Here is a 17,626-nt window from a genome sequence, read left to right as displayed (position 1 = left end):
GACTTTCGTGCGCCGGTCCGTGGTGGCCGGTCGCGGCGTTCCCCGCGCCCCTTTGGCGTTTCCGCCCGCGTACGTCGAAAAAAACCGCCGGGGTGGCAGGGACACACGTCTCCCTGCCACCCCGGCGGCACGTTTCTGCGCAATGCGTGTAAAGCGGTCAGCTCTCCTCGTGGGCGACCGCGCGGCGCGCGTCCGCGTCCAGGACGCCCCAGCTGATGAGCTGCTCGGTGAGGACCGAGGGGGACTGGTCGTAGATGACGGCGAGGGTGCGCAGGTCGTCCTGGCGGATCGAGAGCACCTTGCCGTTGTAGTCGCCGCGCTGGGACTGGATCGTCGCCGCGTAACGCTGGAGGGGGCCCGCCTTCTCGGCCGGCACCGTGGCCAGCCGCTCCAGGTCCAGGACGAGCTTCGGCGGCGGCTCGGCGGCCCCGCCCGGAGTGGTGCCCGGCAGCAGCTCCTGCACCGGAACGCCATAGAAATCGGCCAGCTCGGCCAGGCGCTGCACGGTCACGGCACGGTCGCCGCGCTCGTACGAACCGACCACCACGGCCTTCCAGCGCCCCTGGGACTTCTCCTCGACACCGTGGAGGGAAAGGCCCTGCTGGGTGCGGATGGCCCGGAGCTTGGCCCCGAGCTGTTTGGCGTATTCGCTGGACATATAGCTCCCCGGACACTGTGTCGACGCGGCCGGCGGGGTGCCCGCCGCGCGGCTGGTAACTCACTGTGAGGTTACGCAGCGTGATTCTTCTGCGTCAAGCCGAATGGTCCACACCGACTCTTCCGTGGTAGTGACCGCCCGCTGCTCCGAACGGGTGAAACGGGTGCTCCTGGCGACCTGCTAGGGTGGATGGCGCAAATCCGACGTCCTTTAAAGTCCGTCCTGTGAGGCGGAGAAGGGGGTCCGTTTCGTATGGACACGCACGCGCAAAACCCCGCGTCCGATGCCCGGCCCGTTCTCGAGGGTCCCGACATCGCACGCGTCCTGACCCGCATCGCCCACGAGATCGTCGAACGCGCCAAGGGCGCCGACGACGTGGTGCTCCTCGGCATCCCGACCCGGGGCGTCTTCCTCGCCCAGCGGCTCGCCGTCAAGCTGGAGCAGATCACCGACCGCAAGGTCCCGGTCGGCTCGCTCGACATCACCATGTACCGCGACGACCTGCGCATGCACCCGCCGCGCGCCCTCGCCCGCACCGAGATCCCCGGTGACGGTGTCGACGGCCGCCTGGTCGTGCTCGTGGACGACGTGCTCTTCTCCGGCCGCACCATCCGCGCCGCCCTCGACGCCCTGAACGACATCGGGCGCCCCCGCGCGGTACAGCTCGCGGTCCTCGTCGACCGCGGCCACCGCGAACTGCCCATCCGCGCCGACTACGTCGGCAAGAACCTCCCCACGTCGTTGCGGGAGACGGTCAAGGTCCAGCTCGCCGAGGAGGACGGTCGCGACACCGTGCTGCTCGGTGCCAAGCCCGGCCAGTAGCGAGCAGCGGCGCACGGGCTGCTTCGCCATGCCCTCGACGCGCCCAGCTCCACCCGAATCCTCCCGTTTGAACTGCCTTACGGAGCCTGACAGATGCAGCGTCATCTCATCTCGGCCGCCGACCTCACCCGCGACGACGCCGTCCTGATCCTCGACACCGCCGAGGAGATGGCCCGGGTCGCGGACCGGCCGATCAAGAAACTGCCGACCCTGCGCGGCCGCACGATCTGCAACCTCTTCTTCGAGGACTCGACCCGGACCCGGATCTCCTTCGAGGCTGCCGAGAAGCGCCTCTCCGCCGACGTCATCAACTTCGCGGCCAAGGGATCGAGCGTCTCCAAGGGCGAGTCCCTCAAAGACACCGCCCAGACGCTGGAGGCGATGGGCGTGGACGCCGTCGTCATCCGGCACAGCGCCTCCGGTGCCCCCTACCGCCTCGCCAACTCCGGCTGGATCGACGCCCCCGTCATCAACGCCGGCGACGGCACCCACCAGCACCCCACCCAGGCCCTGCTGGACGCCTTCACCATGCGCCGCCGCCTGATCGGCGCCGACGCCGGGCTCGGCCAGGACCTCTCCGGCAAGCGCGTCACCCTCGTCGGCGACGTCCTGCACAGCCGGGTCGCCCGCTCCAACGTGGACCTGCTGCACACCCTCGGCGCCGACGTCACCCTCGTCGCCCCGCCCACCCTGCTGCCGGTCGGCGTGGAGACCTGGCCCTGCGAGGTCTCGTACGACCTCGACTCCACGCTGCCCAAGTCCGACGCGGTGATGATGCTCCGCGTCCAGCGCGAGCGCATGAACGCCGCCTTCTTCCCCACCGAGCGCGAGTACTCCCGCCGCTACGGCCTCGACGGCGACCGCATGGCGCGGATGCCCGAGCACGCCATCGTGATGCACCCCGGCCCGATGGTCCGGGGCATGGAGATCACCGCCGAGGTCGCCGACTCCGACCGCTGCACGGTCGTCGAGCAGGTCGCCAACGGCGTCTCCATCCGCATGGCCGTCCTCTACCTGCTGCTCGGCGGCAACGAGCCCGCCACCACCCAGCCCGCCACCACCCAGCTTCGTACCGAGGAGAAGTAAGAACCATGAGCAAGATCCTGATCCGTGGTGCGAAGGTGCTCGGGGGCGAGCCGCAGGACGTCCTGATCGACGGCGAGACCATCGCGGCGGTCGGCACCGGTCTGTCCGCCGAGGGCGCCGAGGTCGTCGAGGCCGACGGCAAGGTGCTCCTGCCTGGCCTGGTCGACCTGCACACCCATCTGCGCGAGCCGGGCCGCGAGGACTCCGAGACGGTGCTGACCGGCACCCGCGCCGCCGCCTCCGGCGGCTTCACCTCCGTCTTCGCCATGGCCAACACCTTCCCCGTCGCCGACACCGCCGGTGTGGTCGAGCAGGTCTGGCGCCTCGGCCGGGAGTACGGCTACTGCGACGTGCAGCCCATCGGCGCCGTCACCGTCGGCCTGGAGGGCAGGAAGCTCGCCGAGCTGGGCGCCATGCACGACTCCGCCGCCGGGGTCACCGTCTTCTCCGACGACGGCAAGTGCGTGGACGACGCGGTGATCATGCGCCGCGCCCTGGAGTACGTGAAGGCGTTCGGCGGCGTCGTCGCCCAGCACGCCCAGGAGCCCCGGCTCACCGAGGGCGCCCAGATGAACGAGGGCGTCGTCTCCGCCGAGCTGGGTCTCGGGGGCTGGCCCGCCGTCGCCGAGGAGTCGATCATCGCGCGGGACGTGCTGCTCGCCGAGCACGTCGGCTCCCGGCTGCACATCTGCCACCTCTCCACCGCCGGCTCCGTGGAGATCGTCCGCTGGGCCAAGTCCCGGGGCATCCAGGTCACCGCCGAGGTGTGCCCGCACCACCTGCTCCTGACCGAGGAGATGGTGCGCACCTACAACCCCGTCTACAAGGTCAACCCGCCGCTGCGCACCGAGCGCGACGTCCACGCCCTGCGCGAGGCGCTGGCCGACGGCACGATCGACATCGTCGCCACCGACCACGCCCCGCACCCGCACGAGGACAAGGACTGCGAGTGGGGCGCCGCCGCCATGGGCATGGTCGGTCTGGAGACCGCCCTGTCCGTGGTGCAGGAGACCATGGTCGAGACCGGCCTGCTCGACTGGGCCGGGGTCGCGGACCGCATGTCCGCCGCGCCCGCCCGCATCGGCCGCGCCACCGGCCACGGCCGCCCGGTCGCGCCGGGCGAGCCCGCCAACCTGACCCTCGTGGACACCGCCTACCGTGGAGAGGTGGACCCCGCGGGCTTCGCCTCGCGCAGCCGCAACACCCCCTACGAGGGCCGTGAGCTGCCGGGCCGTGTCACCCACACCTGGCTGCGGGGCAAGGCCACGCTCATGGACGGGAAGCTCACGTGACATCTGCACCCCTGCTCGCCGCGACGCTCGCCACGGGGCTCGCGGACGAGAAGAAATCCGCCGCGGTGACCGACTGGGGCGCCCGCGTCGGCTGGCTCGTCGGACTCGCCCTCTTCATCGCCCTCGTCTACTGGCTGATGCGCGAGGGCTGGAAGTGGCGCGGCACCCTCCAGAGCGACCTGCCCGAGCTGCCCGGCGTGCCGGAGGACCCCGGTCCGGCGAGACTGAGCATGAGCGGCCGCTACCACGGTTCCACCACCGCGGGACAGTGGCTGGACCGCATCGTGGCGCACGGGCTGGGCACCCGCAGCCGGGTGGAGCTGACCCTCACCGACGAGGGCCTGGCCGTCGAGCGCCCCGGCGCGACCGACTTCTTCGTGCCCGTGAACGCCCTGCGCGGCGCCCGGCTCGACAAGGGCATCGCGGGCAAGGTCCTCACCGAGGGCGGACTGCTGATCGTCACCTGGGCCCACGGCGACAAGCTGATCGACTCCGGCTTCCGCTCCGACCGCGCGGCCGAGCACAACGAGTGGGCCGACACCCTGAACCACCTGATCAACGACACGGAAGGCGCACGATGACGACCTCCACCAGGGGAGCCGCCAAGACTCCCGCCGTACTCGTCCTGGAGGACGGCCGCATCTTCCGCGGCCGCGCCTACGGGGCCGTGGGGGAGACCTTCGGCGAAGCCGTGTTCTCCACCGGCATGACCGGCTACCAGGAGACCCTGACCGACCCCTCGTACGACCGCCAGATCGTCGTCGCGACCGCTCCGCAGATCGGCAACACCGGCTGGAACGACGAGGACGACGAGTCGAGGCGCATCTGGGTCTCCGGCTACGTGGTCCGTGACCCCGCGCGCGTGCCGTCCAACTGGCGCTCCCGGCGCTCCCTGGACGACGAGCTGACCGCCCAGAACGTGGTCGGCATCTCCGGGATCGACACCCGCGCCCTCACCCGCCATCTGCGCGAGCGCGGCTCGATGCGCGCCGGCGTCTTCTCCGGAGACGCCCTCGCCCCGGACGCCGAGCTGATCGAGCGCGTCCAGGCCCAGCCGCACATGAAGGGCGCGAGCCTCTACGAGGAGGTCGCCACCAAGGAGGCGTACGTCGTCCCCGCGGTCGGCGAGAAGAAGTTCACCGTCGCCGCGATCGACCTCGGCATCAAGGGCATGACCCCGCAGCGCATGGCCGAGCGCGGCATAGAGGTGCACGTCCTGCCCGCGACCGCCACGGTCGAGGACGTCTACGCCGTGAACCCGGACGGCGTGTTCTTCTCCAACGGCCCCGGCGACCCGGCCACGGCCGACGGCCCCGTGGCCCTCATGACCGCCGTGCTGGAGCGCAGGACCCCGCTGTTCGGCATCTGCTTCGGCAACCAGATCCTCGGCCGCGCGCTCGGCTTCGGCACCTACAAGCTGAAGTACGGCCACCGGGGCATCAACCAGCCGGTCCAGGACCGCACCACCGGCAAGGTCGAGGTCACCGCGCACAACCACGGCTTCGCCGTCGACGCCCCCCTCGACGAGGTGAGCGACACCAAGTTCGGCCGCGCCGAGGTCTCCCACGTGTGCCTCAACGACAACGTCGTGGAGGGGCTCCAGCTGCTCGACCAGCCCGCCTTCTCCGTCCAGTACCACCCCGAAGCGGCAGCCGGCCCGCACGACGCCGCCTACCTGTTCGACCGCTTCACGACTTTGATGAGCACCGCTCCGATGGAGGGCCAGCGTGCCTAAGCGCACCGATATCCAGTCCGTCCTGGTCATCGGCTCCGGCCCGATCGTCATCGGCCAGGCCGCCGAGTTCGACTACTCCGGCACCCAGGCGTGCCGCGTGCTCAAGGCCGAGGGCCTGCGCGTCGTCCTGGTGAACTCCAACCCGGCCACGATCATGACCGACCCGGAGATTGCCGACGCCACCTACGTCGAGCCGATCACCCCCGAGTTCGTCGAGAAGATCATCGCCAAGGAGCGCCCCGACGCCCTGCTGCCCACCCTCGGCGGCCAGACCGCGCTCAACACCGCCATCGCCCTGCACGACAACGGCGTCCTGGAGAAGTACGGCGTCGAGCTGATCGGCGCCAAGCCCGAGGCGATCCACAAGGGCGAGGACCGCGACCTGTTCAAGGGCGTCGTGGAGGCCGTCAACGCCAAGATCGGCCACGGCGAGTCCGCCCGCTCGGTCATCTGCCACACCATGGACGACGTCATCCAGGGCGTCGAGACGCTCGGCGGCTACCCCGTCGTCGTCCGCCCCTCCTTCACCATGGGCGGCGCCGGTTCCGGCTTCGCCCACGACGAGGAGGAGCTGCGCCGCATCGCGGGCCAGGGCCTCACGCTCTCCCCGACCACCGAGGTGCTCCTGGAGGAGTCCATCCTCGGCTGGAAGGAGTACGAGCTGGAGCTGATGCGCGACAAGAACGACAACGTCGTGGTCGTCTGCTCCATCGAGAACTTCGACCCCATGGGCGTGCACACCGGCGACTCGATCACCGTCGCGCCGTCCATGACCCTGACCGACCGCGAGTACCAGCTCCTGCGCGACATCGGCATCGCGATCATCCGCGAGGTCGGCGTGGACACCGGTGGCTGCAACATCCAGTTCGCGGTCAACCCCGAGGACGGCCGGGTCATCGTCATCGAGATGAACCCGCGCGTCTCGCGGTCCTCGGCGCTCGCCTCCAAGGCGACCGGCTTCCCGATCGCCAAGATCGCCGCCAAGCTGGCCGTCGGTTACACCCTGGACGAGATCCCCAACGACATCACCCAGGAGACCCCGGCCTCCTTCGAGCCCACGCTCGACTACGTCGTCGTCAAGGCCCCCCGGTTCGCCTTCGAGAAGTTCCCGCAGGCCGACTCCACGCTGACCACCACCATGAAGTCGGTCGGCGAGGCCATGGCCATCGGCCGCAACTTCACCGAGGCGTTCCAGAAGGCACTGCGCTCGCTGGAGAAGAAGGGCAGCCAGTTCACCTTCGCCGGCGAGCCCGGCGACAAGACCGCCCTCCTCGAAGAGGCGGTGCGCCCCACCGACGGCCGCGTCAACACCGTCATGCAGGCCATCCGCGCGGGCGCCACGCCGGAGGAGATCTTCGAGTACACGAAGATCGATCCCTGGTTCGTCGACCAGCTCTTCCTCATCAAGGAGGTCGCGGACGAACTGGCCGACGCCCCCGAGCTGACCCGCGAACTGCTCGCCGAGGCCAAGCGGCACGGCTTCTCCGACCTCCAGATCGGCGAGATCCGCGGCCTGCGCGAGGACGTCGTCCGCGAGGTCCGGCACGCGCTCGGCATCCGCCCGGTCTACAAGACGGTCGACACCTGCGCCGCCGAGTTCGCCGCGAAGACGCCGTACTTCTACTCCTCCTACGACGAGGAGAGCGAGGTCGCGCCCCGCGAGAAGCCCGCGGTCATCATCCTGGGCTCCGGGCCCAACCGCATCGGCCAGGGCATCGAGTTCGACTACTCCTGCGTCCACGCCTCCTTCGCGCTGTCCGACGCCGGGTACGAGACCGTGATGGTCAACTGCAACCCGGAGACCGTCTCCACCGACTACGACACCTCCGACCGGCTCTACTTCGAGCCGCTCACCCTGGAGGACGTGCTGGAGATCGTGCACGCCGAGTCCCTCGCCGGCCCGATCGCCGGTGTCGTCGTCCAGCTCGGCGGCCAGACCCCGCTGGGCCTCGCCCAGGCGCTCAAGGACAACGGCGTGCCGGTCGTCGGCACCCCGCCCGAGGCCATCCACGCCGCCGAGGACCGGGGCGCCTTCGGCCGCGTCCTCGCCGAGGCCGGACTCCCCGCGCCCAAGCACGGCACCGCCACCACCTTCGCCGAGGCCAAGGCCATCGCGGACGAGATCGGCTACCCGGTCCTGGTCCGGCCCTCCTACGTCCTCGGCGGCCGCGGCATGGAGATCGTCTACGAGGAGGAGCGCCTGGCCTCCTACATCGCCGAGTCCACCGAGATCAGCCCCTCCCGGCCGGTCCTGGTCGACCGCTTCCTGGACGACGCCATCGAGATCGACGTCGACGCCCTCTACGACGGCGAGGAGCTGTACCTCGGCGGCGTCATGGAGCACATCGAGGAAGCCGGCATCCACTCCGGCGACTCGGCGTGCGCCCTGCCCCCGATCACTCTCGGCGGCTTCGACATCAAGCGGCTGCGCGCCTCCACCGAGGCCATCGCCAAGGGCGTCGGCGTGCGCGGACTGATCAACATCCAGTTCGCCATGGCGGGCGACATCCTCTACGTCCTGGAAGCCAACCCGCGCGCCTCCCGCACGGTGCCCTTCACCTCCAAGGCGACGGCAGTGCCGCTGGCCAAGGCGGCCGCGCGCATCTCGCTCGGCGCGACCGTCGCCGAGCTGCGCGCCGAGGGTCTGCTCCCGGCGACCGGCGACGGCGGCGAACTCCCGCTGGACGCGCCGATCTCCGTCAAGGAGGCCGTGATGCCCTGGTCCCGCTTCCGGGACATCCAGGGCCGCGGCGTGGACACCGTCCTCGGCCCGGAGATGCGCTCCACCGGCGAGGTCATGGGCATCGACACCGTCTTCGGCACGGCCTACGCCAAGTCGCAGGCGGGCGCCTACGGCCCGCTGCCCACCAAGGGCCGCGCGTTCATCTCCGTCGCCAACCGCGACAAGCGCTCGATGATCTTCCCGGCCCGCGAGCTGGTCGCCCACGGCTTCGAGCTGCTGGCCACCTCCGGCACCGCCGAGGTCCTCAAGCGCAACGGCATCAACGCCACCGTCGTGCGCAAGCAGTCCGAGGGCCCCGGCCCCGACGGTGAGCGGACCATCGTCCAGCTCATCCACGACGGCGAGGTCGACCTCATCGTCAACACGCCCTACGGCACCGGCGGCCGCCTCGACGGCTACGACATCCGTACGGCGGCCGTGGCCCGCTCGGTCCCGTGCCTGACCACCGTCCAGGCGCTCGCCGCCGCCGTCCAGGGCATCGACGCCCTCAACCGCGGCGACGTGGGCGTCCGCTCGCTCCAGGAACACGCCGAACACCTGAACGCGGCCCGCGACTAGCAGCCCCGAGGGGGACACCGGAAACGGTGTCCCCCTCTTCGTGAGGACAGCCGTGTCTTCGTGAGGACAGTCATGTACAAGTACTTCTTCCATCTCGTTTTCAAGCGCATGGATCCCGAGGAGGCCCACCACCTCGCCTTCCGCTGGATCCGCCTCGCCGCCGCCCTCCCGGTGCTGCGCGTCTTCCTCGCGGCCGTGCTCGCGCCCCGCCACAAGGAGCTGCGCACGGAGGCCCTCGGGCTGCGCATGCACGGGCCCTTCGGACTCGCCGCCGGCTTCGACAAGAACGCCGTCGCGATCGACGGCATGTCCATGCTCGGCTTCGACCACGTGGAGATCGGCACCGTCACCGGCGAGGCCCAGCCCGGCAACCCCAGGAAGCGGCTCTTCCGGCTGGTCGCGGACCGCTCGCTGATCAACCGCATGGGCTTCAACAACGAGGGCTCCGCCGCCGTCGCCGCCCGCCTCGCCGCCCGCAGGCCCGCCTTCCGGACCGTCGTCGGCGTCAACATCGGCAAGACGAAGGTCGTCCCCGAGGCGGAGGCTGTCACCGACTACGTGAAGTCCGCCGAGCGGCTCGCCCCGCACGCCGACTACCTGGTCGTCAACGTCTCCTCCCCGAACACCCCGGGGCTGCGCAACCTCCAGGCCACCGAGGCGCTGCGCCCGCTGCTCACCGCCGTGCGCGAGGCCGCCGACCGCGTGGTCGCGGGCCGCCGCGTCCCGCTCCTGGTGAAGATCGCCCCCGACCTCGCCGACGAGGACGTGGACGCCGTGGCCGACCTCGCCGTGGAACTCGGCCTGGACGGCATCATCGCCACCAACACCACCATCGCCCGCGAGGGCCTCGGGCTGCGCTCGGCGCCCGCGCTGGTGAAGGAGACCGGCGGCCTGTCCGGCGCGCCCCTCAAGGCCCGCTCCCTGGAGGTGCTGCGCCGCCTCTACGCGCGCGTGGGCGACCGCGTCACCCTGGTCGGCGTCGGCGGCATCGAGACCGCCGAGGACGCCTGGCAGCGCATCCTCGCCGGAGCCACGCTGATCCAGGGCTACAGCGCCTTCGTCTACGAGGGTCCGTTCTGGTCCCGCGCGATCCACAAGGGCCTCGCCGCCCGCCTGAAGGCCAGCCCGTACGCCACCCTCGCCGACGCGGTCGGCGCCGACGTGAGGAGCGCGGCATGACGGCTCTCGAACCCTTCGGCGCCCGGCTGCGCCGCGCCATGGACGAGCGCGGCCCGCTCTGCGTCGGCATCGACCCGCATGCCTCGCTGCTCGCCGAGTGGGGTCTGAACGACGACGTGGACGGCCTGGAGCGGTTCAGCCGCAGGGTCGTCGAGGCGGTCGCGGACCGGGTCGCGGTGATCAAGCCGCAGATGGCGTTCTTCGAGCGCTTCGGCTCGCGCGGTGTCGCCGTCCTGGAGCGCGTCGTCCAGGAGACGCGCGCGGCCGGTGCCCTGGTCGTCATGGACGCCAAGCGCGGCGACATCGGCTCGACCATGGCCGGATACGCCGAGGCGTTCCTGCACAAGGACGCCCCGCTGTTCTCCGACGCGCTCACCGTCTCGCCGTACCTCGGCTACGGCTCGCTCGCCCCGGCCGTCGCGCTGGCCCGGGAGACCGGCACCGGGCTGTTCGTGCTCGCGCTGACCTCCAACCCGGAGGGCCCCGAGGTGCAGCACGCCGTCCGCGCCGACGGGCGGACCGTCGGCGCGACCGTGCTCGCGCACCTCGCCGCCGACAACGCGGGCGAGGAGCCGCTCGGCTCCTTCGGAGCGGTCGTCGGCGCCACCGTGGGCGACCTGTCCTCGTACGACCTCGCCATCAACGGCCCGCTGCTGGCCCCCGGCGTCGGCGCGCAGGGAGCCACCCCGGCGGACCTGCCCCGGGTCTTCGGCTCCGTGGTGCGCAACGTGGTGCCGAACGTCAGCCGGGGTGTTCTGCGTCACGGACCCGAGGTGGCGGGGCTGCGGGCGGCCACGGAGCGGTTCGCGGACGAGATCCGGGCCGCGGTCGGCGGCTGACGAGGGCTGCCGCGGACCGGTGCGGAGACGGTGACGGGCGCCCGAATGCCCGTCACCGGACCCGTGCGGTGTGAATAGATCAGCGAATCCCGGGCAATATGCCCGAAAAGTCCGGCCTCACGGAGGCTGACCAGGACTTTTCCGCTGTTCTCGCTGACTCCGGCGGAGTTGGCCGCTAGTCTCCGAGCAGAGAACGGGCAAGCGTGTTGCTCGTACCTCCCCAGGTGTGGGGCGACTAGGTTCCTCACCGGTCCGTATCCGACAGTTCGACATCCGAGGTGACGTAGGCGTGGCTCTTCCGCCCCTTACCCCTGAACAGCGCGCAGCCGCGCTCGAAAAGGCCGCCGCGGCTCGCCGGGAGCGGGCCGAGGTCAAGAATCGACTCAAGCACTCCGGCGCCTCCCTGCACGAGGTCATCAAGCAGGGCCAGGAGAACGACGTCATCGGCAAGATGAAGGTCTCCGCCCTGCTCGAATCCCTGCCCGGCGTCGGCAAGGTCCGCGCCAAGCAGATCATGGAGCGTCTGGGCATCTCCGAGAGCCGCCGCGTGCGCGGTCTCGGTTCCAACCAGATCGCTTCCCTGGAGCGTGAGTTCGGCAGCACCGGGTCCTGAGTCCGGGCGCTGCCGGACCGGGAGTCCCGGGCACCCCGGGATTGCTGGAATAATCGCTGCATGGCTGTAACACCCCGGGGGACGACCCCCGCGCCCCCGGACGCACGTCCGCGGCTGACCGTGCTCTCCGGCCCCTCCGGGGTCGGCAAGAGCACGGTCGTCGCCCATATGCGCAAGGAACACCCCGACGTCTGGCTCTCGGTGTCGGCGACGACCCGCAAGCCGCGCCCCGGCGAGCAGCACGGCGTCCACTACTTCTTCGTCACCGACGACGAGATGGACAAGCTCATCGCCAACGGCGAGCTGCTGGAGTGGGCCGAGTTCGCCGGCAACCGCTACGGCACTCCGCGCACGGCCGTCCTGGAGCGCCTGGAGAAGGGTGAGCCCGTCCTCCTCGAGATCGACCTCCAGGGCGCCCGCCAGGTCCGCGAGTCGATGCCGGACGCGCAGCTCGTCTTCCTGGCTCCCCCTTCCTGGGAGGAGCTGGTGCGCAGGCTCACCGGCCGGGGCACCGAATCGCCCGAGGTCATCGAGCGCCGCCTGGAGGCGGCCCGGACCGAGCTGGCGGCCGAGCCCGAGTTCGACGAGACCCTTGTCAACACCTCCGTCAAGGACGTGGCCCGTGAGCTGCTAGCCTTGATGGACGTTGTGTGATCGTGACCGCCGTCCCGTGAACGGCACCGACGGTCGTACCGACTGAATCTTTCCCATCCATCGGAAGGCAGAGCGTGTCCTCTTCCATCACCGCGCCCGAGGGCATCATCAACCCTCCGATCGACGAGCTCCTCGAGGCCACCGACTCGAAGTACAGCCTCGTGATCTACGCGGCCAAGCGTGCCCGTCAGATCAACGCGTACTACTCGCAGCTCGGTGAGGGCCTCCTCGAGTACGTCGGTCCGCTCGTCGACACCCACGTCCACGAGAAGCCGCTGTCGATCGCGCTGCGCGAGATCAACGCCGGTCTGCTGACGTCCGAGGCCATCGAGGGCCCCGCGCAGTAAGCAGGCAGTAAGTAGTACGGTCGGATCGCGACCGACTTATCCACAGGCCCGGCAAGCAGATTGCCGGGCCTGTGGTGTGTGATGGTCCCGTACGTTGCCGAGCCGGGGAGAGACGGTGGACAAGCCGAAGGTCGTTCTGGGGGTCAGCGGTGGCATCGCCGCCTACAAGGCATGTGAGCTGCTGAGAAGGTTCACGGAGTCGGGTCATGACGTGCGGGTGGTGCCGACCGCCTCCGCGCTCCACTTCGTCGGCGCCCCCACCTGGTCCGCCCTCTCGGGCAATCCGGTCTCCACCGAGGTCTGGGACGCCGTCCACGAGGTGCCCCACGTCCGCATCGGCCAGCACGCCGACCTGGTGATCGTCGCGCCCGCCACCGCCGACATGCTCGCCAAGGCCGCCCACGGCCTCGCGGACGACCTGCTCACCAACACGCTGCTCACCGCCCGCTGTCCGGTCGTCTTCGCCCCCGCGATGCACACCGAGATGTGGGAGCACCCCGCCACCCAGGAGAACGTGGCCACGCTGCGCCGCCGGGGCGCCGTCGTCATCGAGCCCGCCGTCGGCCGGCTGACCGGCGTCGACACCGGCAAGGGGCGGCTGCCCGACCCCGGCGAGATCTTCGAGGTCTGCCGCCGGGTGCTGGCCCGGGGCGTCTCCGAGCCCGACCTCGAGGGCCGCCACGTCGTCGTCTCCGCGGGCGGCACCCGCGAGCCGCTCGACCCGGTCCGCTTCCTCGGCAACCGCTCCTCCGGCAAGCAGGGCTACGCCCTGGCCCGCACCGCCGCCGCGCGCGGCGCCCGTGTGACGCTCGTCTCGGCCAACGCCGCGCTGCCCGACCCCGCCGGGGTGGACGTCGTACCGGTCGGCACCGCCGTGCAGTTGCGCGAGGCCGTGCTGAAGGCCGCCGCCGACGCCGACGCGGTGGTCATGGCGGCGGCCGTCGCCGACTTCCGGCCCGCCGTCTACGCGAGCGGCAAGATCAAGAAGAAGGACGGCCAGGAGCCGGAACCGGTCGCCCTGGTGCGCAACCCCGACGTGCTCGCGGAGCTGTCCGCCGAGCGCGCCCGGCCCGGGCAGGTCGTGGTCGGCTTCGCCGCCGAGACCGACGACGTGGTGGCCAACGGCCGGGCCAAGCTGGCCCGCAAGGGCTGCGATCTGCTCGTGGTGAACGAGGTGGGGGAGCGCAAGACCTTCGGCTCCGAGGAGAACGAGGCGCTGATCCTCGGCGCCGACGGCAGCGAGACGCCCGTCCCGCACGGTCCGAAGGAGGCGCTGGCCGACCTCGTCTGGGATCTCGTGGCGGCCCGACTGGGGTGACCCGTTGGGCCGTTGGGGACGGTGTTCTTTCGGCCACACGGAGTCATTCGTTCCCCTGCGGACCCGCCGGGATCTCGCGTGGCGGGCCTGGTCAATGCCGCTCGGCATTGGGCAGAATGCCCGTGCCGCAGGTCACAGCACCCTCCACCGGGAGAGTGCAGGTGGGCTCGCGGTCGCGAGCGACCGATAAACTGTCCTCGGACGACGCCGGGCGCAGCTCCCGCGTTGTCCGCCAATGATCAGCCAGCAGCCGCTGCAACCCCAGGGAGCGTTGTGTCCCGTCGCCTGTTCACCTCGGAGTCCGTGACCGAAGGTCACCCCGACAAGATCGCTGACCAGATCAGCGACACGATTCTCGACGCGCTGCTGCGCGAGGACCCCTCCTCGCGCGTCGCCGTCGAGACGCTGATCACCACCGGCCTGGTGCACGTGGCCGGAGAGGTCACGACGAAGGCGTACGCGCCGATCGCGCAGCTCGTGCGGGACAAGATCCTCGAGATCGGTTACGACTCCTCCAAGAAGGGCTTCGACGGCGCCTCCTGCGGTGTCTCGGTGTCCATCGGCGCGCAGTCCCCGGACATCGCGCAGGGCGTCGACACGGCGTACGAGTCCCGTGTCGAGGGCGACGAGGACGAGCTGGACAAGCAGGGCGCCGGCGACCAGGGCCTGATGTTCGGCTACGCCTCGGACGAGACGCCGACGCTGATGCCGCTGCCGATCTTCCTGGCGCACCGCCTGTCCAAGCGCCTCTCCGAGGTCCGCAAGAACGGCACCATCCCCTACCTGCGCCCCGACGGCAAGACCCAGGTCACCATCGAGTACGACGGCGACAAGGCCGTCCGCCTCGACACCGTCGTGGTCTCCTCCCAGCACGCCTCGGACATCGACCTCGAGTCGCTGCTCGCGCCCGACATCCGCGAGTTCGTGGTCGAGCCGGAGCTGCGCGCGCTGCTCGACGAGGGCATCAAGCTGGAGACCGAGGGCTACCGCCTGCTGGTCAACCCGACCGGCCGCTTCGAGATCGGCGGCCCGATGGGTGACGCCGGTCTGACCGGCCGCAAGATCATCATCGACACCTACGGCGGCATGGCCCGTCACGGTGGCGGCGCCTTCTCCGGCAAGGACCCGTCCAAGGTCGACCGCTCCGCCGCGTACGCCATGCGCTGGGTCGCCAAGAACGTCGTGGCGGCGGGCCTGGCCTCCCGCTGCGAGGTCCAGGTCGCCTACGCGATCGGCAAGGCCGAGCCGGTCGGTCTCTTCGTGGAGACCTTCGGCACCCACAAGATCGAGCCCGAGAAGATCGAGAAGGCGATCGACGAGGTCTTCGACCTCCGCCCGGCCGCCATCATCCGCGACCTCGACCTCCTGCGCCCGATCTACGCCCAGACGGCGGCCTACGGCCACTTCGGCCGCGAGATCCCCGACTTCACCTGGGAGCGCACGGACCGCGTGGACGCCCTCCGCAAGGCCGCGGGCGTCTGACCCACCGAGGCATCCCGAGGCCCGGCTTCCCTTCGGGGGTGTCGGGCCTCGGCGCATGTTCAGCCCTCCGGGCCGGACGCGTTGTCGGTGCGGTTTGGTAAGAATGCAAGCGTGAGCAGGGAGAACGGGTCGGGGGACGGCGGGGCTGAAGGTGCCTCGCCGGAGCAGCTTGCGCTCATCAGGGAGAGCGTGCGGGCCGCCGAGGTGCCGCGGGCCAAGCCGCGGACCTGGCGGGGGGCGGCGCTGGCCAAGGACCGGCCCGTGGCGCGGGTGCTGGTCGACAAGGGTGTGCTGCATCTCGACCGGTACTTCGACTACGCCGTGCCCGAGGAACTGGACGCCGAGGCACAGCCCGGGGTGCGGGTCCGGGTGCGGTTCGGGGCCGGAAGAGGACGCGTGCGGGGCGGTCGCCGCGAGGGCGGCGGGCTCATCGACGGCTTTCTGATCGAGCGGCGCGCCGAGTCCGACTACGCCGGACCACTGGCCGCACTGGCCCAGGTCGTCTCCCCGGAACCCGTGCTCAGCGAGGAACTGCTGACCCTCGCCCGCGCCGTCGCCGACCGGTACGCCGGCAGCCTCGCCGACGTGCTGCAACTCGCCGTACCCCCGCGCAGCGCCCGCGCCGAGCGCCGCTCCTCACCCGAGCCGCTGCCCCCGCCCCCGGCCCCTGACCCCGATTCCTGGGCGCGGTACGAGCACGGGCCCGGATTCCTCGCCTCCCTCGCCTCCGGAGGCGCCCCCAGAGCCGTCTGGAACGCCCTGCCCGGGCCCGAGTGGGCCGGCGAGCTGGCCCGCGCCGTCGCCGCCACGCTCGCCTCGGGACGCGGCGCGCTCGTCGTCGTTCCCGACGGCCGCACCGCAGCCCGCGTCGACGCCGCGCTGACCGACCTGCTCGGCGAGGGACGGCACGCGCTGCTCACCGCCGACGCCGGGCCCGAGAAGCGGTACGCGCAGTGGCTCGCGGTGCGGCGCGGCGCGGTCCGCGCCGTCGTCGGGACACGCGCGGCCATGTTCGCCCCCGTCCAGGACCTCGGGCTCGTCGCCATCTGGGACGACGGCGACGACAGCCACGCCGAGCAGCACGCCCCCCAGCCCCACGCCCGGGACGTGCTCCTGCTGCGCGCCTCCCTCGACCGCTGCGGCTTCCTGCTGGGCAGCCGGAGCTGCACCGTGGAGGCCGCGCAGCTCGTGGAGAGCGGCTGGGCCCGGCCGCTGGCCGCCGGGCGGGACCAGGTGCGCCGAAGTGCCCCGCTGGTGCGGACCGTCAGCGACGCCGACCTCGCGCGCGACGAGGCCGCCCGCGCCGCCCGCCTGCCCACCCTCGCCTGGCAGGCGGTACGGGAGGGGCTCAAGCACGGTCCGGTGCTGGTGCAGGTGCCCCGACGCGGATACGTTCCCCGGCTGGCCTGTGCGCAGTGCCGGGCGCCCGCGCGGTGCCGGCACTGTTCGGGTCCGCTCCAGGCGCAGGACGCGGGGGAGCTGCGCTGCGAGTGGTGCGGGCACCAGGAGACCTCCTGGCACTGCGCGGAGTGCGGCGGCTTCCGGCTGCGCGCGCAGATCGTCGGCGCGCGGCGGACCGCCGAGGAGCTGGGGCGCGCCTTTCCCGCCGTACCGGTGCGGACGTCGGGGCGCGAACACGTGCTGGACACCGTGCCGGGCACGCCCGCCCTGGTCGTCAGCACCCCGGGCGCCGAACCGGTGGCCGAGGGCGGCTATGCGGCCGCCCTGCTGCTCGACGGCTGGGCCATGCTCGGCCGCCCCGACCTGCGCTCCGACGAGGACGCGCTGCGGAGGTGGATGGCGGCGGCCGCCCTGGTGCGACCGCAGGGCGAGCACGGGACCGTGGTCGTCATGGCCGAACCGACGCTCCGGCCCGTGCAGGCGCTGGTGCGGTGGGACCCGGTCGGCTTCGCCCTGCGCGAGCTGGCCGAACGGGCGGAGCTGGGCTTCCCGCCGGTGTCGCGGATGGCCGCCGTGTCCGGTACGACGGAGGCGGTCGCGGAGTTCCTGACCGCCGCCGAGCTGCCCCCGGACGCGCAGGTACTGGGCCCCGTCCCGCTGCCCCCGACCCTCCCCGGCCGCCCCCGCCGACCGGGCGCGCCACCGCCGGGCGAGGAGTGGGAGCGCGCCCTGATCCGGGTCCCACCGGGCAGCGGGGCGGCACTGGCGGGCGCCCTGAAGACGGCTCAGGCGGCGCGGATGGCCCGAGGCGGGGAAGCGCCGGTGCGGGTGCGGATCGATCCGCCGGACATCGGGTGAGGGGGCGCGCCGCTGGGTTTGGCCAGCTCTGCGGTGGGCGC

General features: G+C 71.5%; 15 protein-coding genes. 14 read left to right on the top strand and 1 reads right to left on the bottom strand.

The genetic code is table 11. From position 1 onward, the window contains the following. Positions 1-157 precede the first annotated feature (157 nt). Entirely contained in the window at positions 158-658 is a 501-nt protein-coding gene (gene bldD / locus ACWEEU_RS19915) for a transcriptional regulator BldD (RefSeq protein WP_142150451.1), read from the bottom strand. 252 nt (positions 659-910) lie between these two features. Here bldD and pyrR point away from each other — a divergent pair, with 252 nt between their 5' ends. From pyrR to ACWEEU_RS19845, 14 genes are all read left to right on the top strand, one after another. Continuing rightward, entirely contained in the window at positions 911-1,480 is a 570-nt protein-coding gene (pyrR, locus tag ACWEEU_RS19910; protein ID WP_385749106.1) for a bifunctional pyr operon transcriptional regulator/uracil phosphoribosyltransferase PyrR, read from the top strand. A 93-nt stretch (positions 1,481-1,573) separates the two neighbouring features. Continuing rightward, a complete protein-coding gene (locus tag ACWEEU_RS19905) occupies positions 1,574-2,566 on the top strand; it encodes an aspartate carbamoyltransferase catalytic subunit (RefSeq protein WP_451733935.1) in 993 nt (330 codons plus the stop codon). A gap of 5 nt (positions 2,567-2,571) precedes the next feature. Beyond that, a complete protein-coding gene (locus ACWEEU_RS19900; protein WP_451733933.1) occupies positions 2,572-3,858 on the top strand; it encodes a dihydroorotase in 1,287 nt (428 codons plus the stop codon). Then, the gene (locus ACWEEU_RS19895) at positions 3,855-4,439 is read left to right on the top strand and encodes a PH-like domain-containing protein (RefSeq protein WP_451733931.1); all 585 of its coding nucleotides are present in this window, start codon (positions 3,855-3,857) and stop codon (positions 4,437-4,439) included. Before ACWEEU_RS19900 ends, ACWEEU_RS19895 begins: the two co-directional genes overlap by 4 nt. After that, a complete protein-coding gene (gene carA, locus ACWEEU_RS19890; RefSeq protein WP_385749117.1) occupies positions 4,436-5,593 on the top strand; it encodes a glutamine-hydrolyzing carbamoyl-phosphate synthase small subunit in 1,158 nt (385 codons plus the stop codon). The genes ACWEEU_RS19895 and carA overlap by 4 nt, the downstream gene beginning before the upstream one ends. Then, positions 5,586-8,894, top strand: coding sequence for a carbamoyl-phosphate synthase large subunit (gene carB / locus ACWEEU_RS19885; protein WP_451733929.1), 3,309 nt, complete (start codon positions 5,586-5,588; stop codon positions 8,892-8,894). Before carA ends, carB begins: the two co-directional genes overlap by 8 nt. Before the next feature lie 72 nt (positions 8,895-8,966). Then, the gene (locus tag ACWEEU_RS19880; RefSeq protein ID WP_451734109.1) at positions 8,967-10,073 is read left to right on the top strand and encodes a quinone-dependent dihydroorotate dehydrogenase; all 1,107 of its coding nucleotides are present in this window, start codon (positions 8,967-8,969) and stop codon (positions 10,071-10,073) included. Next, positions 10,070-10,912: an orotidine-5'-phosphate decarboxylase gene (gene pyrF, locus ACWEEU_RS19875; protein WP_451733927.1), complete on the top strand. Its 843-nt coding sequence runs from the start codon at positions 10,070-10,072 to the stop codon at positions 10,910-10,912. The genes ACWEEU_RS19880 and pyrF overlap by 4 nt, the downstream gene beginning before the upstream one ends. Positions 10,913-11,201: 289 nt before the next feature. Continuing rightward, positions 11,202-11,525, top strand: a complete 324-nt coding sequence (locus ACWEEU_RS19870; protein WP_003977346.1) for an integration host factor — start codon at positions 11,202-11,204, stop codon at positions 11,523-11,525. Between the two features lie 60 nt (positions 11,526-11,585). Further along, positions 11,586-12,179 (top strand): guanylate kinase, encoded by a 594-nt coding sequence (gmk, locus tag ACWEEU_RS19865; protein WP_199588345.1) that lies wholly within the window; start codon positions 11,586-11,588, stop codon positions 12,177-12,179. A 74-nt stretch (positions 12,180-12,253) separates the two neighbouring features. Further along, positions 12,254-12,526: a DNA-directed RNA polymerase subunit omega gene (gene rpoZ, locus ACWEEU_RS19860; RefSeq protein ID WP_005319902.1), complete on the top strand. Its 273-nt coding sequence runs from the start codon at positions 12,254-12,256 to the stop codon at positions 12,524-12,526. Between the two features lie 115 nt (positions 12,527-12,641). Then, complete coding sequence (coaBC, locus tag ACWEEU_RS19855) at positions 12,642-13,844, top strand: bifunctional phosphopantothenoylcysteine decarboxylase/phosphopantothenate--cysteine ligase CoaBC (RefSeq protein WP_385745340.1); 1,203 nt, start codon at positions 12,642-12,644, stop codon at positions 13,842-13,844. Positions 13,845-14,117: 273 nt separating this feature from the next. Further along, a complete protein-coding gene (gene metK, locus ACWEEU_RS19850) occupies positions 14,118-15,326 on the top strand; it encodes a methionine adenosyltransferase (protein WP_451733926.1) in 1,209 nt (402 codons plus the stop codon). Between the two features lie 111 nt (positions 15,327-15,437). Next, on the top strand, positions 15,438-17,585 hold the full coding sequence (locus ACWEEU_RS19845) for a primosomal protein N' (RefSeq protein ID WP_451733924.1): 2,148 nt from the start codon (positions 15,438-15,440) through the stop codon (positions 17,583-17,585). The last annotated feature ends 41 nt before the right edge of the window (positions 17,586-17,626 follow it).

Source organism: Streptomyces sp. NPDC005004, from assembly GCF_053600675.1.
This window is presented reverse-complemented; position numbering and strand designations above follow the sequence as displayed.

Bases quoted from the DNA above. Each gene is read 5' to 3' on its own strand.
- ACWEEU_RS19900 (WP_451733933.1), top strand. From the start codon at position 2,572: ATGAGCAAGATCCTGATCCGTGGTGCGAAGGTGCTCGGGGGCGAGCCG.
- pyrF (WP_451733927.1), top strand. From the start codon at position 10,070: ATGACGGCTCTCGAACCCTTCGGCGCCCGGCTGCGCCGCGCCATGGAC.
- pyrR (WP_385749106.1), top strand. From the start codon at position 911: ATGGACACGCACGCGCAAAACCCCGCGTCCGATGCCCGGCCCGTTCTC.
- ACWEEU_RS19880 (WP_451734109.1), top strand. From the start codon at position 8,967: ATGTACAAGTACTTCTTCCATCTCGTTTTCAAGCGCATGGATCCCGAG.
- carA (WP_385749117.1), top strand. From the start codon at position 4,436: ATGACGACCTCCACCAGGGGAGCCGCCAAGACTCCCGCCGTACTCGTC.
- ACWEEU_RS19905 (WP_451733935.1), top strand. From the start codon at position 1,574: ATGCAGCGTCATCTCATCTCGGCCGCCGACCTCACCCGCGACGACGCC.
- gmk (WP_199588345.1), top strand. From the start codon at position 11,586: ATGGCTGTAACACCCCGGGGGACGACCCCCGCGCCCCCGGACGCACGT.
- bldD (WP_142150451.1), bottom strand. From the start codon at position 658: ATGTCCAGCGAATACGCCAAACAGCTCGGGGCCAAGCTCCGGGCCATC.